The following is a 26,268-nucleotide window of genomic DNA, read 5'->3' as shown; positions in this document are numbered from 1 at the left end:
GGCCGGTTCATCCCCACGCATGTGGGGAACATAAACCCATCAACATTAATCGTCCTTAGATGGGCGGTTCATCCCCACGCATGTGGGGAACATTGATTTGTCTGATCTCCCCTCTGGATTGACGACGGTTCATCCCCACGCATGTGGGGAACATTCAACCTTTTGAAATATATAGGAGCAATGGAGCGGTTCATCCCCACGCATGTGGGGAACATGTATTGGGTTATGAGAATTGTTGATCCTGCTACGGTTCATCCCCACGCATGTGGGGAACATTATCTTTGAAAACAATAGCATCACTTATCTTCCGGTTCATCCCCACGCATGTGGGGAACATCAACGAGTAGTGAAGAATACATCGCCGCTAATCGGTTCATCCCCACGCATGTGGGGAACATGACGCCGCCGTCGTTCTCGATACGCCGGTTGACGGTTCATCCCCACGCATGTGGGGAACATGCCACGCAGGGACTCCACGTAGGTCAGATCGACGGTTCATCCCCACGCATGTGGGGAACATGTATTTTTCCGAGACTAAAACCAATGGTTATACGGTTCATCCCCACGCATGTGGGGAACATCAATGCGCCGCCGGAGACCACGCCGGAGATGCCGGTTCATCCCCACGCATGTGGGGAACATCTGCTTTCACGGCAACAGAGGATGTAGTATTTCGGTTCATCCCCACGCATGTGGGGAACATCCCGCTATCCTTGCCGCTCGCTTGGGCCTTGACGGTTCATCCCCACGCATGTGGGGAACATCCGATTTCCGGGTCCACCTGGTAAAGCGTTTGCGGTTCATCCCCACGCATGTGGGGAACATATTGTGATCAAAATTTCATGATTGAGCTGGTTCGGTTCATCCCCACGCATGTGGGGAACATGACTGTTATCCATTCAGCCGCCCCGGCGTAAACGGTTCATCCCCACGCATGTGGGGAACATTGTTGCTGGTAGTGGTTCAATAGCTGCTTCTACGGTTCATCCCCACGCATGTGGGGAACATATCACCTCCAGTTCCACCACTTAACAAAACATCGGTTCATCCCCACGCATGTGGGGAACATTGTTTCGGTGTCTTTGGTTTGGTCGTCGCCTACGGTTCATCCCCACGCATGTGGGGAACATTCCAAAGCCCCAGCAACCACTCTCAAAGCAGCCGGTTCATCCCCACGCATGTGGGGAACATACTTCTCGTATCCCTTTGATTTTCCATTCAATTTTCAAAGAGCTAATTGTCACCAAAAATAAAGCCTCAAAAATCATTGATTCAATCCATTTTGATGATCGTTTTCCGGCAAAAACGAAACCAATTTGATACCATCCATTTCTATCGGGATACGGCGGTTGGCGCCCAGAGTCATAAAATCAAATCCCGATTCCGTGTTGATGCTCCATGCCATGACAGCGTTGCCGTCTTCAATCCCTTTTTCGATCTGTTCCCAAATCATCTCCCGTACGCGTCGGGATACCTTGCCGATATAAACTCCGGCCCGGACTTCTAAAAGCCAAATAGCCAGCCGCCCCCTTAAACGTGGCGGCGCATTTTCAACCACGGTGACCAGCATCGCCGATGACCTCCTTATTCGGTATGGCAATTTCTACCGCGTCTTTAGGCGGTTCTGGTTTTTCCAACCCCCCTGCGCGTAAAACTTCTTCGATCGTCGGAATGATCCGACGCAGGAGCCTGGATTGCCGGAAGGAATCGCGGCAGGCAATTCTAACATCCCGCTCCGGAGATGACGGTTTTCTGGCGGCAATCCGAAAAGCTACAGGAACAACGGTTTCAAACTTAAAGATGTCGGCAATATCATAAACGAAAGATTGAGGTTTTCCTGTATGAATAAAGCCGATCGCAGGGGCATAACCTGCGGCAAGGATGGCCGCCTCGCAAATTCCGTAGAGACAAGCCGTTGCCGAACTCAGGCAGCGGTTTGGAATATCCCCGCTTCCCCATTCGTTGTAATCGTAATTGCGGCTCTTCCACGTTATCCCGTATTGCCGGGCAAGAAGCTCATACATCTTCCGCACCCGCACCCCTTCAATACCGCGTAATTGCTCAATACTGCGACGCTCGGGCGGTTCTTCCTTGAATCGCATGGCGTACATTTTTCGGACAACTTTCAAACGGGCCGTATCATCTAAAGCGAGTTTCGCCTGATACAAAAGCCGATCCGCCCTTGCACCACCCGGTTGTCCCGATGCATAGAGTCGTACACCGCCATCGCCTATCCAAACCAAAAGACAACCGACTCTTGATGCAAGTGTAACTGCGGCATGAGAAACTCTTGTGCCGGGTTCCAGCATGAGACAGGCAACACCTCCTACGGGAAGATGCTGGCGAATACCATTCTTGTCGACGATGACAAATGCACCATCGAGAACATCCAAATTTCCCTTACTCACATAGAGAACAGAAATGCGATCTTTGATAGGAATCGGTTTTAACGGCGGCATGATAGGGCTAGACATGCATTTTACCTTTTTAATTCCTTGAATTATATACGGCGAACAAGCATCAGACCGCAACCGAAGCCTTTGGCAGGGCCAAAGCCGGTATACAAGCATTTCGTTATAAAAACGTCCGGCTCAGTCACGGTAAGAATGCCGTTGAAATCCAGAGTGCTGAACATTATGGGAATGTTATTCCTCTTAAAAAGTTTATGCTGCTGGTAGCCATCAACTCTTACATTGTTAGCCGAAATACTGAATCCATAAGACTCTGCCCGCTCCTGCAGCCATCCTAGACCCTGTTTCTGAACAATGTCGGGTAACTCAAGTTTTTTCCCTTCTCTCTTTAATTTAAGTTTTTCTTCCATGACCACATCATGACGCTTTTGTTTTGCGTTTTCGTCCCGGCGGGAACGGATTGGATTGGCGCGCAATGCAAAACCGAGACGCTGGCCGGGGCGCAGAATGGGATTGTATTTTTTCAGCGCTATTTCCCATATTCCATGCAGATTCATGGGTTTACGATGTGAGACCGTATAAAAAGTTGGCCAACCGTCTGAGGTTTCGTGACGATAGATGAAATCTCTCTTTCTATCGGGGGTATCGGAAAAAAGATTCCAGATACGCTGATGGGTCTGGTAACCACTTTGTCGTGCCAAGTGACTAATATCATGAGGATAAATTCCTTGTCGTAGTTTGATCATGCTGAAGAACATTCTTTCTCCTCCTTTCGCAGAGCGCCGCGGTTTTCACGACGGTCCGCAAACTGCCAACGTCTCCGAGAACGCGGCTCGTCACGCCGGGTTATGATCTGTTGTAGTTCAACACCGCTTATCATTTCATTTTCCCAGAAAACATTAACATCACCTCTCGGAATAATTATCGTTAGTTCGTCAGGTATCGGCATAGTTAACAGGGCCTCTTTCAACGTTTCAGCTTTGACGGTCTGCGGATGCAGAGGTAAGGACAGTGGACATGACTTGCGCCCCAAATAGAGAGTAAAAACAGGCCGTTTCAGTGCAGATGCCAACTGTTGCAGTGGAAAGGGTGATCCATCAACCACCGTGATGGCTATGGTATAGACGGCGTCACAGCGATAATCCCTGCTGGAAAGAATGGTATTAAGATCACTTTCCTCCAGTTCGGAACGGCGGGTGTAGTGCGTCACCCCCCTTTGTGCGGAAGGGACCTGAGTCGTGTGATAATCTCGCAGCAGCACTCCCGTGGAGTCAACACGAACGGCAAATTTGCATGATTCTGCCAGTAACTTCTGTTTTTCTTCCTCATCACGACGGATGCCAAGGGCTGCAGCCAATAGACCGATGATGGCCGACTTGCTTGGATGAGCAAAACTGGGGCGGTATTCACCCACGGCAATGTCACCCCATGCCGCTAATGGTCCATACAGACGGAAAAGGAGATATTCGCTCATGGCCTACTCCGTTATGAATGTAATAATTTCTGAAAAACATCCTTCACCGGTTTCTGCATTCATGATCTTTGTGGACTCAGCACATTTTCCATAAACCTTTTCCATGTATTGCCTTTTATTTTCGAGTTCGGCAATGGCTTTAGCCATGATATCCTCACCGCGAACCGGTTTAAGGAAGGCAATGGAAAGGGAGCGAGGCTGTTGATCCCCCTTTTCTGCCAATATGTATGATGCATAGGCTCGTGAAGCAAAGCTGTTTTGCTTACCGCTTGGCGATACCTTGGCGGCGGCTTCCACCAGAGCTGCGATTCCCCTTCTGGCAAGCGCACCATCATCCAGATTTTCTTCCAACAAATCACGATCGATGCAGAGATAAAGATAAAATACACCCGCGCCGAACTCCGTTTCGCCGATGTGGGCGGCCCCCATATCGTCTTCTTTATTATTCAAGTCATCCACGGCGGTAAAGTAATCGTCTTCGATGGTCACGTCATGGACGGTTATGGCATGCGCCACCTGTACGGCAGCTTCGCTATTAAAGGCGGGAGAACTGGCCAGCATCCTTCCAAACATGGCAATATCGACAGCAGTGTGATTCTTCATGAGCAATTTAAGATCATCGGGCGAAGGAGCGGTTTTGTTTGATGCTAGTTTATCTACAAGCGCAAATATGGCGGTCTTTTCTTCGGAACTGAAGTGCGCAAGCTGCTCAATTTCAAGGTCATTCAGCGGCTTGGCGGCATTGGCCTTTTTACTTTTGCCAAATACTTCGGCGATCTGTTTTGCCCAGGTCTTGGCATTTTCCTCTGTAATGCCTTTTGATTTCAATGTTTCGTACACGTCAATTCCCATTGTCTTGGTACGGATGCCGATATGATCGTCCAATGCTTCCTCGAATATGGCTGAAGTTCGCCACGCACGCTTCAAACTCTGAGACGACACACGCAGACGCGTTCTGCCCCCCATCATGGCGGTCTTGGGACGGCCCAGATCATCACGGTTAAGGTTTGAAGGGGGGTATGATGTCAGCAGGTGTAATTGGATAAAGTGGCTCATATTTCATTCTCCTTTTTTAATGTGATTTATTGTTCCGATGGTGATGTTGAGTAGTATTCAAAAGCCCATTGTTTTCGGGTTCCATCGTTCCAATAATAAACGCTCTTGGTCAGGCTTTGCAGGTTGATCGCACCTCCTAGCAACGCAATAACTCGACGCATAGCAATAAAGAATTCATTGATGTCCTTTGTCTTGAGCAAGCGCCGAAACCGCAAACCGCTTACCCGTGCAGAACCGTCTGCTTTTCCCGTTGCCATCTGTTCAGCAAACGTGCTTCCATCTAGGTCATTTTTTACACGTGATAAAAGGCCCGCCACCGAAGCAAGCGCATCGTCATTAACCGGGCCAATCTTGCCGAGAGCAAAACGCAATCGATGATAGGCCGGCGTAAACGTCACTTCGACCAGAGTGTCGCAACGCTTCAATTCGGCACGGTCCCCCCTGTTGTCATTCAAGGCCTGCCACCAGGTAATAACCGTCTGCATCTCGGGGGAATCATTGTCAAATTTTAGATATGTTGTACCCATACAACCTCCTTTCCGCAAAAATCAAATTGCCCGTTTTTTCTATCCCGCTTCTTTCTTTGCTTTTTTCTTTTCACCAGATTTGGATTGTGTCACCGGTATGCCAAGGAACTCTTTGATTTTTTTGCCGTGATTGTATTGCTCCAAATCCTTACGTGCAATGACAACGCGTTTAGGATCGGCATTCTCAAAGGGTGCCTCCCATGCATATTTATCGAATAACTTTAATGATTGTTTGCAGAGTGAAGAAAGCCATTGAAGACTGATATGTTGGGTATCGTGACCTGTTTCAATCTCAGATTTCAAATTATTCAAGGTGAAATAGAAATCGGATTCTGTGTCCTGCCATAAGCTGCTATCAATGAATGTTGTATCTCCTCTGATATCACTTGGTCTGCTGAACCATGCTTTTTTCAAAGCATTCCTCGTATTTCTGGCAATCTCCAAAGCCGCTCTAAGCATACCAGCGATTTTGTCTTCATATTCGGCTCGAAATCTATTGTCTACCCAAATCAAAGGCATGGTTGACTCATACCAGCAACAGGCCTTCATATTGTCCATATCATAGCCAAAGGCCCATATGCGGAATTGCCCACCGCTCAGGGGCCTGTTGTGAATAAATTCATAAACGACCCTCGCTGGCAGCCTGTTGTTTCTTTTCTCATTCTGAACAAGGCAGTGCCACTGCCTGTATGTAACTTCTCCCTGTTGAGGATGGACCGGCATTGGTACGCTGCCAGCACTTAATAAGAAGTATGGTGAGAGCGGATGCAGCCATGCTCCAGTGAAATTCATGCCGCAATTTTTTTGCTGATATTCGCTAATTAATGAGTTGGATAGGTTACCGCAAGTGTCGCATGTACCGGTTGTAAAATTCTCCAAACTCAGCCTAATTCGCCTAGGCATTGCCCAAAACATAATTGATGTGTGGAAATCGTTCGGTTGGCAAACACATTCAGCCTTCTCGCTTGTTAGAGTAGGAGCCATCCAAGGAAACTTTGAGGCATCCGCTGTTAGGCTTGCATTACCACAGATATTTGAAAACACTCTTTGTTCTAATACATTCAACCAGACAAGCTGCCACAATGATTCATGCCGCTCGTCACCGGCAATGATCGTTGTCAACGGACCACCACCCCTTAACCCGGTTCTGTTTCCCTGCCCGCCCGCTGGTGCATTCGTTTGCATGGCAAAAAGAGCTGTAGCTGTGCATGATGGACACATGCTAACCACCGTATCCCGTTTTATGAAATGATCCTTATTCTTTTTGGTAGTGTTTTCTCCAGGTGTATCAATTAAGATTCCATCAATAGAGCCTTTAGAAACAGAAAGCCCATCATAATCCTGCATAAATTTTGGTCCATCACCACACAGTTCAAAGGCATGATGCACTGTTTTAAATTTTTCCTGAAGCTCGTCCGGTATTGGTGGTTCGTAAAGTTTCTTACGCCATTCAGTGCCATTTTGCGGCGCTGCAACGGTTTGAACAAGCCCGATCAGGAACTGTATCAGGGCACCATTGAAATCCGGTCGCGGGGCATCGAGGGACACAACCGCATTTTCCTTGAATTGATCCGTCAGCTCCCAGGGTGCTATCATTTCTCGTGTCCCATCCCGGCGAATGACGGGTATCCATTTTTCATCAATGAGATTGAACTGCATCTAGTCCTCCTTTTTTGTGACCGTAACCCCAGTCTTACGGTTATATCCCAGCATCACAACTTCATTTTTTTTGTTCAGCGCCTTACCTCGCCAGTACCCATCCTCATCTTCCTGTAGAGGAACCAGAACCGTCCATTTGCCTTTATCCGGCAACCATTCTTTTGTCTTGGCCATTTCCTGCCCCAGAACACCATCATAAAGAAATTCTGCATTCACCACGAAACTTCGGACATTCACCTGACTCATGTCCCAGGGAACTCGTTCATGTGTGTACCAGGGGAAAAGGGTTTCTCCATTCCATTTGGCAAGACGAACCGTCCTTTCCATTGTGCCCAAGCGAGTCGGTGTATCCATGTCCTCCCGCCATTGTGTTATCGTAGCTTCATACCCTTCATCCAGTTTGAGCATGTTTATATGGGCAAGAGATTTATCGGCCTGCCATTTGGCATCCGTCTGTCGGTCACGCCGTTGAAGTGGTTCGGGTATTCTGTCTGTATCATCAGAAAATGCGGCTTCGATCAGTTCTCTTGCATCATCCGGCATCTTCAGTTCACCTTTTTCGGTCAACAGTTTCGCGGTAAGCCAGAGACAGCCGTGGTTCGGGTAAACGAAAGCCGCCTTTGGAAATGCCGACTTATACCAGTTTTCATCTGCCCGTTCTTCAGGCTGGGGTCCGTGAATGATTATGCAGGCCTTTTCTCGCTGATCCGCGCCATCAGGCAAGGGGTTTCCCCGTTCATCACGCCTGTGGCGATGAAGCCGACCGGCCCTCTGTATCAACAGATCCATGGGAGCCAGGTCGGAGATCAGCAGGTCAAAATCCAGATCAAGGGATTGTTCGACAACCTGTGTGGCGATCAATACTTTGCCGCTCCGTTCCCGGGCGGTGCTGTCCTTGCCGAAAGCACGGATTACGGCACCTTCAATATCCAAGCGATCTCCCATGGCAAAACGCGCATGGAACAGCATCAAATTGTTTTCATCAAGTTTTGCCTTCAGACTTGAGTAACCGGCCATTGCGTCATGCACTGTATTCCTGATCCAACAAACGCATTTGCCTTCATTTGCGGCTTCCTCAATTTGTTTTGTTATCACGGATTCATCATCGGCAATACGGACCGTTACACGGCTGTATCGCTGCGGGTTAGCATCAATGGGAATTTCTTTTATTCCGGATTCCATCTCATAGACAGTTGCCAGCGGATAGGCACAGCTTTTCTGTTCCAGTTGCTGTGAATCGCCAGAACCCCTAGCGAAAGCCGCAACGAAATCCTGACGGATATGGGAAGGCAACGTTGCCGAAAGCAGGATCGCACTACCGCCGAGGGCCGAATGAAAAGACAACAGGTTTTGCAGTAATTTGTTCATGTATGGATCATAGGCATGAACTTCGTCAACGATCAGAATATGATTCGCCAAACCATAAAGACGCAAGGACTGAAAACGAGCGGGCAATATGGCCAGCAAAGCCTGGTCAAGTGTGCCAATCCCCACATCAGCCAGAAGCGATTTTTTCCGGTTGTCAGCCAGCCAAGAAGAACATCGGCCGGTGTCTGGATCTTCGTCAGACGGATCCGTATCGTGTGTGGTAATCGTTGCCATGAAACTCTCGGACAGATGGCTTGATCCGTGTGCCAGCACAAGCGACGGAGCCGAATCGTTAATCTCAAAGAATTTCTTGTAGACTTTGGCGATACGGTCATACATAGCGTTTGATGTTGCCATGGTCGGTAGGGCAAAGAACATACCGGTTCCACAACCGGCAGACATCAGGCGACCAGCCAGAATTAATGCTGCTTCCGTCTTGCCGGAACCGGTAATATCTTCAAAAATAAATAGTTGTGGCGTTTTCTTGACTGGAAATTCATCGACAAATACCTGTAGCGGGGTGGGAGAGAGAATGTGAGGGAACAATTTTGCAAAGCCAAACGACTCAACCAACGGAATACCTGCGTTAATCAAGGATTCTCGAACAGCCTTTAGTGCCTGGGGAATGGCACGGTTTTTCCAATAGTTTTCAATCGGCATCGGTTCTGCGCAAAAAGAGAACCAGCTGATGTTTGATCCAAGCCAATCGCATAGTACGGCGAATCCAGCCATCAGCCAGGATGCTTTTTTCATTGAGGCTTCAATCTCATCTGGACACGGAAGAATAATTTCTTCACGTGGATGAAAAACCATTTTGCCGACATCTTTTGCAAACGTAATTGCTGCTGCAGTATCGCCCTTTGTAAAGAAATTTGAGCAGTTTAAGGGTATTCCGTTTGGTCCCATCATCTCCGGTGGTTTGCCGTGATGACCCGTAAATGCTCTGAGTAGCGGCATGATGACATCTTGCCATTCATCAAAAGAGATGTTGAATTGTTCAGGAAATCTGATGTTTTCAGTTTCAAAAGAGGCCTTCAGTAAAAGATTTCCCAAACTGTCGTGCCGGACTGTGTATATCTTGTTATAAGCGATGTTTTGTAACTGTTCCAAAATGTCGGGGCGAAGATTCTGGAAAGTATGTGAATACTTACCGATGTCATGTAGGGCCAGGGAAATTACCAGCAACGGGATACAGACCGTTTCTTCAAGACCTAAAAGGACAGTAAATTTCTGACGCAATGCCGGATTATTCTTCAAGAGGGTGTACCCAACCGCCGCTACATCCAGGCAGTGATAGGGAAGTAGGTGGTATCTGCTCCCATCCTTTTCCGTTTTTCCCCAATACTTGTAGTATGTTGTATCTTTATCCATTACTATCCCTCCATTGCCAGCCAGATGGCGGCAACCATTCTTGCATCATCCAGGGCACGGTGCGCCTGGAAATTATTTTGCTGGTTTCCAAAAAGATGCCGGTGAACCGTTGATAGTTTGTGATTGGCCAAATGGGGAAAACGTCTGCGGCTTAAATCAAGCGTGCAGACATATGGATGGTTCAAATCAAGATGTAATAGGTGAAACTCTTGACGCAGAAATGCCATATCAAAGGGGGCATTATGTGCCACAAGAGTGCTGTATTTTATAAAGTCCTCAAACTTTGGATAAACTTCTTCGGGACGAGGTTGATCCATCAACATCTCTTCCTTGATTTTGTGGATTTTTTGCGCGTTCCGGGAAATTTTTTTGTTCGGATTGATGAGGCTGGAAAACTGACCAAGGATGGACCCATTTGAAATCAGGACAGCGCCAATCTCAATGATCCTGTGGCCGGTTGAATAATTTAGGCCTGTGGTCTCTACATCGAAAGCAACATGCATCTCGTTTCTGATCCAAAGGGGCTTTTTCTATCCTAACCAACTACGCATCCTTCGTATCATATTCCTCGTAGAATTAAGTGCCTGGAATTTTTATAAGTATACTCGCGTGACCGCAAAAGACAAGCTGAAAAATTCTCTTTTGATTTTTGGGGTAAGACAAAAAGCTCAGAATGTTGCTCCTTCTAGTGAGCTTGTGATTGATAACCCCAAAGAATGTTTGGAATGGGTATACCAATCTGAAAGCGGTAAGACAGCGGTAAAAAATGACCAGACAAAAGAAAAAAAGAAAGGGGTTAGCCCGCATTGAACTAACCCCTTAATATGAATGGTGGGTCAGGGCAGAATCGAACTGCCGACACTCGGATTTTCAGTCCGATGCTCTACCGACTGAGCTACCGACCCACGTTATACCTGTCGGATGGGGCGTTTCTATCGGAGAACATGCCTTTTGTCAAGGGTTTTTTGGTGGTTTTCAGCTGTCCGGCGCGGGTTCCTGTGCTCATGGAAAGTATCGTCAGTGCGCCTCATCCCAGTTGCGTCCCGAAGCGATTTCCACCTTGAGGGGCACGTCCAGTTTCATGACCTCCTCCATTTCCGTTTTCACGAGAGCCATGAGCTCTTCCTTTTCCCGGGCCGGGACCTCGAAGACGAGTTCGTCATGGACCTGCATGATCATGGCCGATTTCATTTTCCTCTTCCGGATCAGGTTATGGATGTTCAGCATGGCCACCTTGATCAAATCCGCCGCCGTTCCCTGGATGGGGGTGTTGATGGCCGTGCGTTCCGCGAACTGCCGGGAGGAAATACCGGGGCTGTTGATTTCCGGGACGAAACGCCGTCGGTTAAGTAACGTCGTTACATAGCCCTTGGCCCTCGCCCCCTCCAGGATACCATCCAAAAATGTCCGGACACCGCTGTATTTCTCGAAGTAACCATCAATGTAGGTCTGGGCCATTTTGGGGCTGAGGCCGAGCTCTCTGGACAGGCCGAAAGCGCTCATGCCGTAGAGAACGCCGAAGTTGATCACTTTGGCCTGGCGTCGCATATCGGCGTTCACCATGGCGGGGAAGACACCAAAGATATCGGAGGCGGTCCGGCTGTGTATATCCTCACCGGAAAGAAACGCGTCGACGAGGTTCCTGTCACCGGAAAGGTGAGCCAGAATACGCAGTTCTATTTGAGAGTAGTCCGCCGAGACGATTTCACAGCCTTCCGGGGCGATAAAGGCCTGGCGGATGCGCTTCCCTTCCAGTGTCCGGACGGGAATGTTTTGCAGGTTCGGGTTGCTGCTTGACAGGCGGCCCGTGGCGGTGACGGTCTGGTTGTAGGATGTGTGAATGCGGCCCGTCTCCGGGTGAATCAAAAGAGGCAGGGCATCGATGTAGGTGGATTTCAGCTTGACGAGACTCCGGTAGGCGAGGATCTCACCCGGCAGCTCATGGCTTCTGGCAAGAAAGGCCAGGGTTTCCCCGTCCGTCGAATACCCTTCCTTGATTTTTTTCCCCCGAGGCAATTGCAGCTTGTCGTAAAGGATCGCCTGGAGCTGTTTCGGTGAGTTGATGTTGAATCGTTCTCCCGCAAGCTGATAGATTTTGGTTTCGGAAAGGGCCAGGATTTTTGCCAGTTCCGCCGACATGGTATGCAGGAGTTCCGCGTCTATCAGAACACCGTGGCGTTCCATGGCGGCCAGGACGGAAACCAGGGGCATTTCAAGGTCCTGCAGGAGACTTTCAAATCCTTCCGTTTCGATCCGTTCCAACAAAACCGGGGTCAGTCCCGTGACGGCGTCCGCCCTTCGGCAGGCGTATTCCCCGATTCTTTCCGGCGCCGTTTCCCGGAAGGTCGCGGTTTTCGTGCCACTCCCCAGAAGATCCTTCAGGGTTGGGATATGCCATCCGATTTGTTCGAAGACCACATCGTGGAGGTCGAAACTCCGTCGAGCCGGATTCAGAAGGTAAGCGGCGACCATGGTATCGCATTGGATGCCGCCCAGGGACAGGCCCATCCGATCCAGGGCAATCAGAGCGCTTTTGAAGTCGTGGCCGTTCTTTCTGACGGCGGGATCGGCAAGCAGGGGCGCAATGGCCTCCCGCGCGGTCTTCGGACAGACGTTTCCCGTGGTCGTGTCCTCGCCGATAAGGGGGATATAGAAAGCCTCCCCCGGTTCGGCGCACACCGCCACTCCCGCAATGTCCGCGCGCATCGGTTCCGACAGGGTCAGGACAAAATCGAGGGTGAGAGATTTTTCCCTGCGGATTTCCTCCATCAGAGCGTCCAAATCCGCTTCCTTCTGCACCAGTCGGTAATGACCTCTCAGGGTTGCTTCTTCACCCTTCATTTCCTGAACGAGGGATGAGAATTCGCACTCCTTGAACAGTTCAAGGAGTGCCCGACGATCCGGTTCTCCGTATCGCAGTGTCTCAAGGGTGAGGTCCAGTTCAACCTGCGTGTTGATCGTCGCCAGGTCACGACTCATCCGGGCCTGTTCGGCGTATTGCGTAAGCGCCCCGCGCATCCTGGCATTGTATATCTTCCCGGGATTGCTGAGCGCCGCCTCAATGGTCCCGAACTGCTCGATCAAGCGGAGCGCCCCCTTCGGCCCGATTCCCGGAACGCCGGGGATGTTATCGGAAGCGTCCCCCGTCAAACCAAGAATCTCCACGACCTTGTCCGGATCGACGCCGAAACGCTTACGGACGGCTTCCACGTCATAGACGGCGTCTTTCATGGTATCAATCATGATCACATGGTCGCCGACAAGCTGCATGAGGTCCTTGTCACCGGAGACAAGGACTACACGCAAGCCTTCTCCGGCAAAACGGCGGGCCAGGGTGCCGATGATGTCGTCGGCTTCAATCCCCTCACGCTCCAGGAAGGGGATCGAGAATCCCCGAACGATGTTTTTGATGTAATCCATCTGGGGCCGAAGCGGCTCCGGCATGGGTTTGCGTGTCGCCTTGTAGGCCTCGAAGGCTTCATGGCGGAAGGTTGGCCCTTTCATGTCGAAAGCGACGGCAATATAGGCCGGTTTTTGCTCGCGCAGAAGCTTCATCAGCATGTTTGTGAAGCCATAAATCGCGTTGGTGGGGAACCCCTTCGAATTCGAGAGTTCCTGAATGGCGTAGAAAGCCCGATAAACGTAGTTGTTCCCGTCGACGAGGATCAGTGCAGGTCCGGTGTCTGTTTCGTTCATAGTTGAAACCTTGCGTTGATTTTGAAGGTTTTTACGGCCGGCATGGAGATGACCGCAAGACCCGTCCTGCGCTCGACGTCCGCGAGGGTGGCCTCCAAGGCCTCCCGGGAGGGGCAGATCAGAGTAAACCAGTAGTTGTATTCATGGTTGCGCCGATAGTGGTGGGTCACGCCGGTCAGGGCGTTGACGGTGTCGATGAACAGATCAACCTTTTCGTCCGGGACCTTGGCCGTGCACAGGGTGCTGACGAAACCCAGACGGTCCGGGCTGAAGACCGCGCCGATTCTCCGGATCAATCCCCGTTCCCTGAGAGACCGGATTCGGTTTAAAATTTCCTCCTCTTCCAGGCCCGGCTGTTTTCCCAGCTCACGAAAAGGTTCGGCAGTCGCGGGAAAAGCGTCCTGGAGCCGATTGAGAAGATCACGATCAAGATCGTCCATCGTTTTAACCCCCTGTTTCCGCCGGAGGCGCTTCGGGTATTCCGTCGCTGTCCGAGGGCGGTTCATACACGCACAGCGGCTCTTCCGCAAGGTAATTGCCGGTAAGTTCGTAAGCCCGGGCCCGGCATCCGCCGCAGACTTTGATGAAGGGACAGCGCCCGCATTTTCCCTCATAACGGTTCAGATCACGGAGGTTTGCGAAGACCGGGGAATCGTTCCAGATTTCCTCAAAGGGGCGCTCCTTGACCTGGCCGCAGTCGATTTCCAGATAACCGCAGGGCTGAACCTGCCCGGTATGGGAGATGAAGCAGAAGGAACTGCCGCCCAGGCAGCCCCGGGTCATGGCGTGCAGGGAGGGCTCGCCTTTGCCTTCACGGGGAAGTTGCTTCGCCGCACCCCTGCCCCGCTGATGAACAATGCGGAAATAGTGGGGGGCGCAGGTTGCCTTGAATTGAATGGGCGCCTGAAGGCTGCGTTGGTGAAACCATTCCAGAGTCTTTTCATAGGCTTCCGCTGAAATGGATTGATCTCCCAGGTCTTTCCCCCGTCCGGTGGGAACCAGAAGAAAGATGTGACGGGCCACGGCATCCAATTCCACGGCCAAATCCAGAATGGACTCGACCTGATCGAGGTTTTGCTGGGTGATCGTCGTATTGATCTGGAATGCCATGCCGCCTCTTTTTAACAGGTCGATGCCATGCAGGGCCGCGTCGAAGGCGCCGGGGACGCCGCGGAAGGCGTCATGGCTTTCCGCATCTCGGCCGTCGATGCTGACGCTGACGCGTCGGATCCCGGATCGAAGCATTTGCTCAATCATTTTCGGGGTCAGGAGGGTGCCGTTGGTCGCCAGAACCATGCGAAGCCCTTTTTTTGTCCCGTAGTCTGCAATTTTATGGATATCTTCCCGCAGCAGCGGTTCACCTCCCGTGAGAATGATGATCGGCTGACTGAAGGCCGCAATTTCATCGAGGAGGCGCAGGCACTGTTTCGTATCGAATTCCCCCGGGTAGCTTTCCTGCAGGGAGGAGGCCCGGCAGTGAACACAGGAGAGGTTGCATCGACGGGTTATCTCCCAGGCCACCATCCGGAGTGTTTTCGGTAAAAGGGGAAGTCTCTTCCGCATTGGCACGCTCAGCCTTTTTGCAGGAGTCTGGCCGCCTCGGCGGCGAAATAGGTGATGATAACGTCCGCGCCGGCCCGCCTGATGGCTGTGAGCGACTCCATCATGGCCGCCTCCCCGTCCAGCCAGCCCATCTGGGCCGCGGCCTTGATCATGGCGAATTCGCCGCTCACGTTATAGGCGGCGACGGGTAAATCGAATTCCTCCCCGGCCCGGCGGATGATATCCAGGTAGGGGAGGGCGGGCTTGACCATCAAGATATCGGCCCCTTCGCCAACATCGAGGGACATCTCCCGGATGGCCTCATCGCTGTTGGCCGGGTCCATCTGATAGGTTTTCCGGTTTCCGAACCTGGGGGCGCTTTCGGCGGCCTCCCGAAAGGGGCCGTAGAAACTGGAGGCGTATTTTACGGAATAAGCCATGATCGGCAGGGTTTCAAAACCGTTTTCGTCAAGGGCTTCGCGAATGACACCCACCTGTCCGTCCATCATGGCCGATGGCGCGACCATGTCCGCGCCGGCCCGGGCATGTGAAAGAGCCGTTTCGGCGAGCACCTCAAGCGTCGCATCGTTGTCGACATCGTCCCTGCCGAGTATGCCGCAGTGGCCGTGACTGGTATATTCACACAGGCAGACATCGGTGATGGTCAGCAGGCCGGGGCATTTTTCCTTGATCCGCCGTACGGCCTCCTGAATAACGCCGCCTCTGGCAAAGGCGCCCGATGCCGTTTCATCCTTCTTCTCGGGGATGCCGAAGAGAAGAACGGCGGGAACACCCAGGGTTTGCAGGGTCTGCGCTTCTTTTATGGCATGATCCACCGACTGCTGGAAAACGCCGGGCATGGCGGACACGGGTTTTTTGATCTTTTCCCCCGGGACGATGAACAGGGGTGAGATGAAATGATCGACCGACAGGACGGTTTCCCGGATCAGTCGCCTGAAAGCTTCGTTTTTCCGCATCCGTCGCGGTCGATATTCGGGGAATTGCATGGCTGTCTCCAGAACGTGTAACCGCCGGCCCTTCGTTCTCGGGCCGTTAAACGGTGTTGATTTAGGCCTCGATACCGATCTCCTCGTCCGTGAGGAAGCAGGCCGGATCGGGAGCCCACATGTCCCCGGTTGCGGCTTCGGCCCGGGCGCGGAAATTGCCGCCGCAGATGTCGAGCCATTGGCAGCGGGCGCAGCGTCCGGTGACATACCTTTTTTTGTCCTTCAGCCGGGTCATCAGTTCGTTGGACGTGTCCGACCAGATCTGACTGAAAGGCCGCTGCCTGACGTTTCCGAAAGAAATATCCCGCCAGAACTGGTCGGCATGGACTTTCCCGTCCCAACTCACGCAGCCGATGCCGTGTCCGGAGCTGTTTCCTTCGTTCATTTTCAGCAACTCGAGCACCTCGGCCGCCCGGGACGGGTCTTCACGCAGCAACCGCAGATAAACATAGGGGCCGTCGGCATGGTTGTCGACGGTGAGGATTTCTTTTTCCAGGCCGCGATTGAAAAGCCGCCTTGTACGCTCCATAATGAGATCCAGAACCGCTCGAGTCTCCCCGTGACTCAGGTCTTCGTCGACAAGTTTTGAACCCCGTCCCGTGTAGACCAGGTGATAAAAGCATGCACGGGGAATTCCCTCTGCTTCAATCAGATCAAAGATAAAGGGAATATCGGAGGCGTTCTGACGGTTAATCGTAAACCGAATGCCGACTTTGATTCCGGCGTCCAGGCATCTGCGAATGCCCGTCATGGCTCCGTCAAAGGCCCCCTTTACGCCCCGGAACCGGTCGTGTGTTTCCCGCAGGCCGTCGAGACTGACCCCAACGTAGGAGAGACCAATTTTTGTGAACGTCCGGGCAAAATCGTCTGTGATCAATGTGCCGTTCGTGGAAATGACCGCGCGGATTCCCCGGTCTGTCGCATGACGCACCAATTCGGATAAATCATCTCTCATCAGGGGTTCGCCTCCGGAAAACAGGATGACGGGACAGGAGAAAGACGCCAGATCATCAATGAGAACCTTGCCTTCCGCAGTCGTCAATTCTTCCGGATAGACTTTATTTTGGGACTGTGAATAACAGTGGACGCACCGGAGATTGCACCGGCGGGTCATGTTCCACACGACCACAGGACGTTTGACGGCGGCAAATTGAAGCAGGTGGGACGGCAGGTTTTTACCATCCCGGTTATAGCGGAGCACGTCGGCCGGTTCAACCGCTCCACAGTATAGTTTCGATATGCCAATCACCGCACCAACCCCTGACTGATATAAGAATTTTGCCGGCGGAAGCAGCGCAACGATTCAACGCCGACCCCTGTTACCTAGCATATTCATCGGGAGGCGACAAATAATTCTTTGCCCACTGTTTGCAAACCAGGGCTTTGTCCGCCAGGGAAAGATGATTTGTATGAAATGCATCCAAATCGGCCGAAAACATTGACATTTGACGAGGTTTCTTTTATACCTGTGTCACTTTCGGCGGATGAGAAAAGGAGATTTTGTGAACGGCAGAATTCTGGTTGTCGATGACGACATATCGGTACGGGACTTGTTTCAAACCGTTTTTGTCGATGCGGGTTACGAGGTGGTTCTGGCCGAGAGCGGTGAAGAAGCCCTGAGCATCCTCCAAAAGCAGGACATCAATGTGATTTTTCTTGATTTGAAACTCTTTGGTATGAACGGGATCGAGTTGTGCCGCCAGATACGGAAATTCAAGCCCGTCTCCCTGATTTATGCCATGACGGGGTGGGGTGCGCTTTATGAAATCGAGGAGTGCCGTGAAGCGGGCTTTGATGATTATTTCAACAAACCTGTATCATTGGAAGCGATCTTGAAGGCCGTGGAGGATGCCTTCGAAAAGCTGGACCGCTGGCGGATTAAGTCGTCAATGACCTGATCCTGGTAAAAAATCGGCGGAACGGATTTTAAATTTAAAGATCCTTTGCGTCTTTGCTGATCTTCAAGCGCCCCGCCTTGATCATGGCGGCTTTGCTTGCGTCGAGCCAGACCTGCATGATGTTTTCCTGCTTGAATCGTAAGAGCGCTTCTTTGAGATTGTCCTTCTCTGTTTCAAAGTCTTTGGAATCGGTACGGTCCCTGGCGGCGAATTTCACAATATGGACGTTCCCATCCATGACAAAAGGTTTTTCCGGATAGGGGTTATTCGCCGTCAGTTGCACCAGGGCGTTCGAAAGGTCTTCAGAGGCGCCTATCTTCGGGATGGATTCCCCGGGCAGAAAAAATCCTGTTTCCGAAATATTGAGGCCGTTTGCCGTACAGACTTGCGGCCAATCCTCCCCTTTTCTCAGGCGCTCCAGAATGGATACCGCTTTTTCCTCCGCCAGCCTCTGGGAAGTCACGGCGATAAAAATCGGCTTCAGTCTGGATTCGACATCCTTCAAAGGGGGAAGGTGGGCAGGTTTTTTCTCAACCAGCTCGAAAAGGTAGTAGCCTGTTTCATCGGACATGACCCGGCTGAGTTCGTTTTTCTGAAGATCCAGCATTTTTTTCGTGAAATCGGCAATGTTTGAGAATTCCCGAGGCGGCTCGCTCAAAGGGAAAAAATCCGTCGTATGAACCCTGTAACGGTTCTCGGCGGCAAACTGCTGGAAATTTTCCTCCTGGTAAATCGTATCATGGGCGTCCCTTGCCTTTTTTGCCGCGATCTGCATACCCCGGATCTGCTTTAATTCGGAAATCGCTCTGTTTCTCAGGATTGAATCGGTGAGGTGGGCCGTGCCTTTCTGCCAAGTGTCCCTGTGTTCCTCGATGTATTCCGTTATCTCCGTTTCCGGGAGATCGACCCTGTCCGCCGTTTCGGTGGCTGTGAACTTCAAATAACGCAACCGTATCTGTTCGGGGACGCGGAAACGGTCACCGTTCCGTTCCAGAAAGGTCTCCATGTCCTTTGTCGTGGGGGTGATGCTCTTCACCAGATCGGCGGCCCTGATCGTGACGAACTGAACGTTGATTTTTTCGTTGCGGATCACGTACAGATCATGGACCTCACGATCCGTGACAAAGACGCCGCTCTGGAGCAGTTCCCGGATCTTTTCGACCAGGATGTTTTTCTTGTGGACCGCCTCAAATTCCTCCGGGGTCATGTGATTCATTTCGAGAAGATCCCGATAAAGATATTCGTGAAAGACGCCGTCCCTCTGGAAGCCGGGAAAGGACAGGATGGAATTGCGTACCTCCGCATCGGATACGCTTATTCCCCAATCCCGGGCTTTGCTGAGGGTTATCGCCTGGGCAATTAGATTGCCCAATGCCTGCTGTTTGAGGTTCAGGGATTTGATCAGGTTGTCGGTAAGCCTTTCCTCGTAATGCTGCTGTATCATTTTGACCAGGTTTTGGTATTCCCGTTCAAATTCCACATAAGCGATGGGCTTGCCATCGACGGTGGCGATGGCCTCGGCGGTTTGCTCCCCACCCATTGAGCCGAAGTACAGGGCGAACACAACGATGATTAGAAAAAGCAAGAGTTTCATAATCCAACTCTTGGCATGTCTTCGCATAAGATACAGCATAAAGCACCCCGCGTCGTCAATTTGGAATGAAAGCATTAATATAGACATGGTGAAATTGCAACGGAAATTTAGAAAATATCATTGATTAGGTCTTCGAAATAGGATATATGCAAAATTCGCTTAAATAGGCGGAACTGTTCATTTTACTGAAATGATTCAACATTAGGATTCCACTCGAAGGAGGCGCAGCTTGCTATTCGATTTCATTTTGGGAAAGTTCTCCAATGATTTGGCCATCGATTTGGGTACGGCGAACACCCTGGTTTATGTAAAGGGCAAAGGCATTGTTCTGAGCGAACCGTCTGTCGTCGCGGTTCATATGGATTCCCGGGGGATGAAGAAGGTCCTGGCCGTTGGCGAAGAGGCGAAGAAAATGCTTGGCCGGACACCGGGCAATATTTCCGCCATTCGGCCCATGCGGGACGGGGTGATCGCTGATTTTGACATCACGGAAGCGATGTTGCGTCACTTTATTTTGAGTGTCCACAACCGGCGGGCCCTGGTCAGGCCGCGTATCATCGTGTCCGTTCCCTCCGGCATTACTCAGGTGGAGCGGCGGGCCGTGCGGGAAACCGTTGAATCCGCCGGCGCCCGGGAGATCTACTTGATCGAGGAGCCCATGGCGGCTGCCATCGGCGCCGGTTTACCCGTCACGGAACCGATCAGTTCCATGATTGTCGATATCGGCGGCGGTACGACCGAAGTGGCCGTCATATCCCTTGCCGGTATCGTTTATTCCCAGTCGGTCCGTGTGGCGGGTGATAAAATAGACGAGGAAATTGTCCTGTATATGAAACGCAAGTATGGTCTTCTCATCGGTGAACGTTCGGGGGAAATGATCAAAATGACCATCGGCTGTTGCTACCCGGATGACGAATTGAGAAAGGTCGATGTGAAGGGACGGGATCTGATTTCAGGTATTCCCAAGATTGTGGAGATCAATTCCGAAGAGGTTCGGGAAGCCATCCAGGAACCGATCCGGTTGATTGTGGATGCCATCAAGGATGCGCTGGAGAACGCCCCACCGGAACTGGCCGGGGACATTGTGGACCGGGGAATCGTTCTCACCGGTGGTGGAGGGTTGCTGAGAAATATCGATCTGCTGATCAAGGAGGAAACGGGTCTGCCCATCATGGTCGCGGAGGATCCTCTCGCCGCGGTTGCAAGGGGTGCCGGGATGGCATTGGACCAACTCGATATTCTGAAAGAGGTTGCCTTCCAGGTTTAGACAACCCCGAATGAGCCATGGTTGTCATGTCATGGCACAATCGTTGAATCTTGCATTCCGAATCGGGAGTGGGGACCCTGACCATAAGCGGGTGCGGGAGCGACGATGGTCTTTTTGCTTTGTTTTGTGATGATGTAAGCAGGGTTCCTATTTTGATGCAATCGCTGAAAAAAAAATATTACCTGCTGTTCCTGGTCTTCCTTTTTATTCTGGTTCTCGGTTTCTTTTCGTATCAGTTGCATTCGTCGCCAAACGCCGGTTTCATCCACAAAATTGTTCTGGAGACGACCTTTCCCCTGGAATCGATCATGCATGACAGTATGGCGGGGGTTCGCGAAATTTGGCGGCGCTATCTGTTTCTCTACGGCCTGACCGAGGAGAACGACCGCCTGCGGAAGACGAATGCCCGGCTCAGCCGGAAAGTGTTCGAGTACCGGGAAGCCTATTTGGAGAACATCCGCCTCAGGAAGCTGCTGGCTTTCAAGGAAAGGCTGCCCTACGAAACGAAGGTCGCCGGGGTGACGCGGCACGATATGTCGGGAGTGATGAAAACCCTGATGATCGACGTCGGCGAGAATGACGGCATCAGGAAAGGGCAACCCGTTATTGTGGAGGCCGGTTTGGTGGGGCGGGTGGTTGATACAACCTGGCACGCTTCCCGCGTTCTCGTTGTGACCGATGAGAACAGCAATGTCGATGTCTTGGTCCAGCGGACCCGGGCAAACGGGATCTTGCAGGGAACAGGAGCCGGCAGGTGTAAGCTGAAATACATTGTCAAGACGGATCCGGTGAAGAAGGGAGATATTGCCCTGACCTCCGGGCTGGGCGGTGTGTTCCCGAAGGGATTGGTGGTGGGCGTTGTCGGAGGAGTGGAACACAGCAAGGCCAGCATGTTTCAGAACATAGAAGTTGTTCCTTTTGCGGACTTTCATAGGATGGAGGAAGTCTTGGTAATCATCGGAAAATAGTGAGAATGCTGTGATATCCGGATTGGCCTGGATCCCCGTTTTGTTGTTCCTCATCGTCATGCAAAAAATGATCGTGGGGGTTTTCCCGTTTCCCCTGCGCAGTATTGAATTATCCCTGCTTTTTGTGATTTTTTCCGGCTTTTCCATGAGTATTCCCAGGGGGGCGATACTGACCCTGAGCGCCGGTTTTTTTATCGGTGTCCTGACCGGTACAATGACGGGTCTGTACATGGTTGTGTATTTCATCCTGTTTTGTTTTTCAGCGCTCGTTTCCACGCGTGTATATATTGAACAGCCTTATGTGATCATGTCATTCACCATGGCCTGTGCTGTTCTGGAGGAGGGCATGCTCCTGGTCTTTAAATACTATGTTCTGGGGGCGTCATATTTGGCTCCGTCCCTGTTGCGAGCGGCTTTTCTCCAGGTGATTGTTTTGGGATTGCTCAGTCCTTTTTTCTTTAAGCTCTTCAGAAAATTCGAGGTGTTGGTGCATGCAAAAACGTCCCGGTCGAATTGACGGGCATGATTCCGGCGCATACCGACAGAAATTTCATCGGATATTCGTCATCGTCAGCGTCGCCCTTTCGGTCCTCATCTTCAGGATGTGGTATCTTCAGGTCATCAAGGGAAAGGAGATGAGTCAGCGCTCGGAAACCAACAGTGTCCGGATCTGTAAAATCAGGCCCCTACGGGGAATAATCACGGACCGTCACGGAAACGTTCTGGTGAACAATCAACCCTCTTTCGACGTGGTTTTCATTCCCGATAAAAACCGGGACCTGAATCGGGTGACCAGGGAAATGGAATCCATCTATCAGGAACAGGATTTGCCTCTTGCCGAGGATTTCAGTCGTATATCCGAAAACAGGTCCTTTATGCCCGTACGCCTTGACAAGAATGTGAACGCCAGGAAGCTGGCCCTGATTGAGACGAGATCCCTCGATCTCCCGGGGGTTGGTATAGATGTGGTGCCGACTCGTCTGTACCTGTACGGTGAAATGATGGCCCATCTGATCGGTTATGTCGGCGAGATCAGCGCCGCGGAACTCGAAAACCATGCCCGAAAGCAATATGAGGCAGGTGATATGATCGGCAAATACGGTATTGAGAGATATTTTGACGCGTATCTGAAAGGGCAGAGCGGGGCGGAGCAAATGGAGGTCAATGCCCTCGGCAAGAAAATAAAAAGTCTGGGGAAGATCGATCCGGTACAGGGATACAGTCTTCACCTAACCATAGACGCCGTTCTTCAGCAGACGGCCTGGGAGGCCTTTGAGGGGAAGCCGGGGGCCGCCGTCGTTATGGACGTCAGAACGGGGGAAGTCCTGGCCCTGGTAAGCTCCCCCTCCTTTGACCCCAATCTGTTCAACGGCGGAATTTCCCGAGAGGCGTGGCGAAAAATTTCATCCAACCCGCTTCACCCGATGGAAGATCGGACCATTTCCGGCCAGTACCCCCCGGGATCAACTTATAAGCTCGTGGTGGCCGCCGCCGGATTGGAGGAAGGGATCATCACCCCGGAAACGTCCTTCCATTGTGACGGAACCTTCCATCTCGGTAACCGGATGTTTCGCTGCTGGCAGAAAAAGGGACACGGAAGGGTGAATCTTCACCGTGCCATTGTCGAATCCTGCGATGTCTATTTTTATAATCTGGGTAAACAATTGGGCGTCGACAAGATCGCATATTACGCCAGAGCTTTTGGTTTCGGCAGTCCGACGGGGTTGCCCCTGGCCCGCGAGAAAGGGGGCATTGTGCCGACGAAGGCCTGGAAACTGGGGAGAACCCGACAAAGCTGGCAGGCCGGTGAAACGATTTCCATTTCCATTGGCCAGGGATTCAATCTGGTCACACCGATTCAACTGGCCAGTTTTTACGCAGCCTTGGCGAACGGCGGCACACTCTACCGCCCGCATCTTGTACGCCGCATCGAAAGTTCTGATGGCCAGGTGGTCTGGAAATTTGTTCCCGAGCGGAAAACACGGGTTCCGATCAGTCCGCAACATCTGAAAATCCTGAATCGCGCGCTCTGGGGAGCCGTGCATGAGGGCGGTGGTACAGGCTATGCGCTGCGTCGGCCGCAAAAAGATGTCTGCGGTAAAACCGGAACGTCTCAGGTTGTGGGGCTGCCCATGGACGAGCGCGCCCGTCGGGCAAAAATTCTCTCAGGGGCCCATCGGGATCATGCCCTGTTTGTCTGTTTTGCGCCTTACAACAGTCCGGAAATCGTTGTTTCCGTCATCGCGGAAAATGCCGGCCACGGGGGATCCGTTGCCGCACCCATCGCGCGGAAAATCATTGATGCCTATTTTACCGGCCAAAAAGCACCCCGGACGGTCCCCCCGTTGCCCCGGATTCAACCGTACCCTGAGGTTTCTCCGGAACAGGGCCCTGTGCCGGAGAAAAAGAGGACTGTGACCCTGCGCTTAAACGACAAACCGGACTATAACCCCAGCCAGAGGGCTGTGCGATAGGCAACAATCCCGGCCGTGTAAGACAGGATCAGCGTCACGCCCAGGGCGGATGCGAACCACTTCCAGTTACCCATTTCCTGCTTCATCACCGCGATGGTGGCCACACAGGGCAAAAAGAGCATCTGGACAACCAGAAAGGCGAGGGCTGAGGCGGCCGGCATAAACTGTCCAAGGATGGGACCGATCGCCTCCTCCGTATGGCCATAGAGAACGGCCAGGGTCGCAAGGGAAATTTCCTTGGCCACGAGGCTCGAGAAGAGGGCGGTGATCATTTTCCAGTCCAGTCCGAGAGGGAAACCCAGAGGTTCGATCCATTTGCCCGCCGAGGCCAGCAGGCTGGTTTCCACATTGCCGTGGGGCAAATAGGAGAAGAGCCAGACAATCATCGACATGGCCAGGATGATCGTACCCGCCTTCTTTACGAAGGCGATGAGGTTTGCCCACACGGCCATGGCAATCGTTTTGAGATCGGGCCTATGGTAAAGCGGGAGCTCCATGATGAAAGGCGTGGATTCTTCCTTGAAGATGGTCAGCTTGATAAAAATGCCGATGAGTCCGAGGACAACCATGTTGAGGACCATCAGGGATGAGGAAACCAAAGGCGCCTTTTCAGCGAAGATCGCTGATGCCATGAAGATAAGCACGGCGTAACGTCCCGTACAGGGAATGAAGGGAGTAAGGAAAATCGTGAGGGTCCGTTCCTTCCTGGATTCAATGATGCGGCTTCCAAGTACGGCGGGCACATTACACCCGAAGCCCAGGCACATGGGAATAAAGCTTTTGCCGTGCAGGCCGATCAGATGCATGAAGCGGTCCATAACGAAGGCGGCCCGCGCCATATAGCCGACATCCTCCAGAAAGGCTATGGCGGCAAAAAAAATCAGGAGGATGGGCAGCAGGGTAACCACATAACCGGCGCCGCCGACCATGCCGTCGAGAAGCAGACACTGAAGCCAAGTGGGGACGGAACTCAACAACGGTTTCAGAAGGGTGATGAGTCCAAAAATACCCTGCTCCATCAGATCCTGAAGCGGAGAACCGACCGTGTAGGTCAGGAAAAACACCAGGCTGAGAATGGCAAGCAGGATCGGTATCCCGAAAACGGGTCGTGTCAGAATATGGTCGATGCGATCGGTCATGAGGATCTCTCCTATTTTGAACCGTGACACAACGGTTCTCGAGATCCTTTCGATCCACTCATAGCGTCCGGAAACGACGGCCCGGAGTGAATCCTCGTGCGCGGAGAGTTCACTTTGCACATCGTTCCAGACCCCCTGGGCAGTCTTTGAAGCCATCATATCAAGAATTTCAGGATCGCCTTCCATGATCTTGGTGGTAATCCAGGGCACCGGGTAATCAGGAGGCACATAGGGGGTGACCAGTCCGGTCAGTTTAAGGAAGACATCCCGATGGTCTTCAGAGACATCGGGAACATGCGGGCGGTAGGCGACTTTTCCCTTTACAAGTTCGATGGCCCTGGAAAGCAGTTTGTCTATGCCCTTGTTTCTGGTTGCGATCATGGGTACAACCGGAATTCCCAGTTCCTTTTCCAGTCTTTCAATATCGATTTCAATGCCCTGATCCTCGGCGACGTCGATCATATTGACGGCGATGATGACCGGTGGTCCCAGGAGCAGCAACTCCGAGAGCAGATAAAGACTCCTTTCCATGGCCGCTGCATTCATGAGGAGTATGATGGCGTCAGGATTTTCTTTCAGGACGAAATCACGGGAGATTTTTTCTTCTTCAGAGAAAGATGTCAGACTGTAGGTCCCGGGCAGATCGACGATGCGAACCTTCTGATTGCCCGATTCGCAGGAGCCCTCCTTTTTTTCCACCGTTTTGCCAGGCCAGTTTCCTACATGCTGTGAAAGTCCCGTCAGGATGTTGAATACCGTTGATTTGCCGACATTTGGCTGACCGGCAAGGGCGAAGAGAAGAACATTTTCTTCTTTC

Annotated in this window: 22 protein-coding genes, 1 tRNA gene and 1 CRISPR repeat array; of the genes, 6 read left to right on the top strand and 17 right to left on the bottom strand. The window is 51.8% G+C overall.

Annotated features, from left to right (window positions below; all coding sequences use genetic code 11):
• Positions 1-3: 3 nt before the first annotated feature.
• A CRISPR array of direct repeats spans positions 4-1,191; the repeat unit is 29 nt; unit sequence CGGTTCATCCCCACGCATGTGGGGAACAT.
• Between the two features lie 73 nt (positions 1,192-1,264).
• Genes cas2 through GX147_03190 form a run of 9 tightly spaced genes read right to left on the bottom strand, consistent with a single transcriptional unit; the run spans position 1,265 to position 10,381 of the window.
• The gene (gene cas2, locus GX147_03230; protein NLN59718.1) at positions 1,265-1,570 is read right to left on the bottom strand and encodes a type I-E CRISPR-associated endoribonuclease Cas2; all 306 of its coding nucleotides are present in this window, start codon (positions 1,568-1,570) and stop codon (positions 1,265-1,267) included.
• Positions 1,551-2,474, bottom strand: a complete 924-nt coding sequence (gene cas1e, locus GX147_03225; protein NLN59717.1) for a type I-E CRISPR-associated endonuclease Cas1 — start codon at positions 2,472-2,474, stop codon at positions 1,551-1,553. The genes cas2 and cas1e overlap by 20 nt, the downstream gene beginning before the upstream one ends.
• A gap of 26 nt (positions 2,475-2,500) precedes the next feature.
• Complete coding sequence (gene cas6e, locus GX147_03220) at positions 2,501-3,169, bottom strand: type I-E CRISPR-associated protein Cas6/Cse3/CasE (GenBank protein NLN59716.1); 669 nt, start codon at positions 3,167-3,169, stop codon at positions 2,501-2,503.
• On the bottom strand, positions 3,154-3,885 hold the full coding sequence (gene cas5e, locus GX147_03215; GenBank protein ID NLN59715.1) for a type I-E CRISPR-associated protein Cas5/CasD: 732 nt from the start codon (positions 3,883-3,885) through the stop codon (positions 3,154-3,156). Before cas5e ends, cas6e begins: the two co-directional genes overlap by 16 nt.
• Positions 3,886-3,888: 3 nt before the next feature.
• Positions 3,889-4,941: a type I-E CRISPR-associated protein Cas7/Cse4/CasC gene (gene cas7e, locus GX147_03210; GenBank protein ID NLN59714.1), complete on the bottom strand. Its 1,053-nt coding sequence runs from the start codon at positions 4,939-4,941 to the stop codon at positions 3,889-3,891.
• 26 nt (positions 4,942-4,967) lie between these two features.
• Positions 4,968-5,468 (bottom strand): type I-E CRISPR-associated protein Cse2/CasB, encoded by a 501-nt coding sequence (casB, locus tag GX147_03205; protein ID NLN59713.1) that lies wholly within the window; start codon positions 5,466-5,468, stop codon positions 4,968-4,970.
• Positions 5,469-5,507: 39 nt separating this feature from the next.
• On the bottom strand, positions 5,508-7,127 hold the full coding sequence (gene casA, locus GX147_03200; GenBank protein NLN59712.1) for a type I-E CRISPR-associated protein Cse1/CasA: 1,620 nt from the start codon (positions 7,125-7,127) through the stop codon (positions 5,508-5,510).
• Positions 7,128-9,866 carry a CRISPR-associated helicase Cas3' gene (cas3, locus tag GX147_03195; protein NLN59711.1) on the bottom strand — a complete coding sequence of 913 codons (2,739 nt, stop codon included), beginning with the start codon at positions 9,864-9,866 and terminating at the stop codon, positions 7,128-7,130. It lies immediately after the preceding gene.
• Between the two features lie 2 nt (positions 9,867-9,868).
• Positions 9,869-10,381: a 3'-5' exonuclease gene (locus tag GX147_03190; GenBank protein ID NLN59710.1), complete on the bottom strand. Its 513-nt coding sequence runs from the start codon at positions 10,379-10,381 to the stop codon at positions 9,869-9,871.
• Positions 10,382-10,475: 94 nt separating this feature from the next.
• Between GX147_03190 and GX147_03185 the strand changes: the two genes are divergently transcribed.
• Positions 10,476-10,676: a hypothetical protein gene (locus tag GX147_03185; protein NLN59709.1), complete on the top strand. Its 201-nt coding sequence runs from the start codon at positions 10,476-10,478 to the stop codon at positions 10,674-10,676.
• Between the two features lie 19 nt (positions 10,677-10,695).
• On the opposite strand, the gene GX147_03180 is transcribed toward GX147_03185, so the two are convergent.
• The 6 genes from GX147_03180 to ahbC form a co-directional block, all read right to left on the bottom strand.
• Positions 10,696-10,771 (bottom strand) — tRNA-Phe (locus tag GX147_03180).
• A gap of 112 nt (positions 10,772-10,883) precedes the next feature.
• Positions 10,884-13,562, bottom strand: a complete 2,679-nt coding sequence (polA, locus tag GX147_03175) for a DNA polymerase I (protein NLN59708.1) — start codon at positions 13,560-13,562, stop codon at positions 10,884-10,886.
• The gene (locus GX147_03170; GenBank protein ID NLN59707.1) at positions 13,559-14,002 is read right to left on the bottom strand and encodes an Lrp/AsnC family transcriptional regulator; all 444 of its coding nucleotides are present in this window, start codon (positions 14,000-14,002) and stop codon (positions 13,559-13,561) included. The genes polA and GX147_03170 overlap by 4 nt, the downstream gene beginning before the upstream one ends.
• A gap of 4 nt (positions 14,003-14,006) precedes the next feature.
• Positions 14,007-15,125 (bottom strand): heme b synthase, encoded by a 1,119-nt coding sequence (gene ahbD, locus GX147_03165; protein ID NLN59706.1) that lies wholly within the window; start codon positions 15,123-15,125, stop codon positions 14,007-14,009.
• Between the two features lie 8 nt (positions 15,126-15,133).
• Entirely contained in the window at positions 15,134-16,111 is a 978-nt protein-coding gene (hemB, locus tag GX147_03160) for a porphobilinogen synthase (protein ID NLN59705.1), read from the bottom strand.
• 61 nt (positions 16,112-16,172) lie between these two features.
• Positions 16,173-17,360 (bottom strand): 12,18-didecarboxysiroheme deacetylase, encoded by a 1,188-nt coding sequence (gene ahbC / locus GX147_03155; GenBank protein NLN59704.1) that lies wholly within the window; start codon positions 17,358-17,360, stop codon positions 16,173-16,175.
• A 253-nt stretch (positions 17,361-17,613) separates the two neighbouring features.
• Between ahbC and GX147_03150 the strand changes: the two genes are divergently transcribed.
• Positions 17,614-18,009: a response regulator gene (locus GX147_03150; GenBank protein ID NLN59703.1), complete on the top strand. Its 396-nt coding sequence runs from the start codon at positions 17,614-17,616 to the stop codon at positions 18,007-18,009.
• A 34-nt stretch (positions 18,010-18,043) separates the two neighbouring features.
• Here the strand turns inward: GX147_03150 and GX147_03145 are convergent, their stop codons facing one another.
• On the bottom strand, positions 18,044-19,603 hold the full coding sequence (locus GX147_03145) for a hypothetical protein (GenBank protein NLN59702.1): 1,560 nt from the start codon (positions 19,601-19,603) through the stop codon (positions 18,044-18,046).
• 229 nt (positions 19,604-19,832) lie between these two features.
• Here GX147_03145 and GX147_03140 point away from each other — a divergent pair, with 229 nt between their 5' ends.
• From GX147_03140 to mrdA, 4 genes are all read left to right on the top strand, one after another.
• Positions 19,833-20,870 (top strand): rod shape-determining protein, encoded by a 1,038-nt coding sequence (locus tag GX147_03140; protein NLN59701.1) that lies wholly within the window; start codon positions 19,833-19,835, stop codon positions 20,868-20,870.
• 155 nt (positions 20,871-21,025) lie between these two features.
• On the top strand, positions 21,026-21,838 hold the full coding sequence (gene mreC, locus GX147_03135) for a rod shape-determining protein MreC (GenBank protein NLN59700.1): 813 nt from the start codon (positions 21,026-21,028) through the stop codon (positions 21,836-21,838).
• 10 nt (positions 21,839-21,848) lie between these two features.
• Positions 21,849-22,355 carry a hypothetical protein gene (locus GX147_03130; GenBank protein NLN59699.1) on the top strand — a complete coding sequence of 169 codons (507 nt, stop codon included), beginning with the start codon at positions 21,849-21,851 and terminating at the stop codon, positions 22,353-22,355.
• On the top strand, positions 22,330-24,312 hold the full coding sequence (mrdA, locus tag GX147_03125; protein ID NLN59698.1) for a penicillin-binding protein 2: 1,983 nt from the start codon (positions 22,330-22,332) through the stop codon (positions 24,310-24,312). The genes GX147_03130 and mrdA overlap by 26 nt, the downstream gene beginning before the upstream one ends.
• Here mrdA and feoB read toward each other — a convergent pair.
• A partial coding sequence (feoB, locus tag GX147_03120) for a ferrous iron transport protein B (protein NLN59697.1) occupies positions 24,282-26,268 on the bottom strand: 1,987 nt, incomplete at its 5' end. The genes mrdA and feoB overlap by 31 nt on opposite strands.

This window comes from Deltaproteobacteria bacterium (assembly GCA_012522415.1).
Lineage (GTDB): Bacteria > Desulfobacterota > Syntrophia > Syntrophales > JAAYKM01 > JAAYKM01.
Note: the sequence above shows the minus strand (reverse complement) of the source record. Positions and strands in the feature narration are given on the sequence as shown.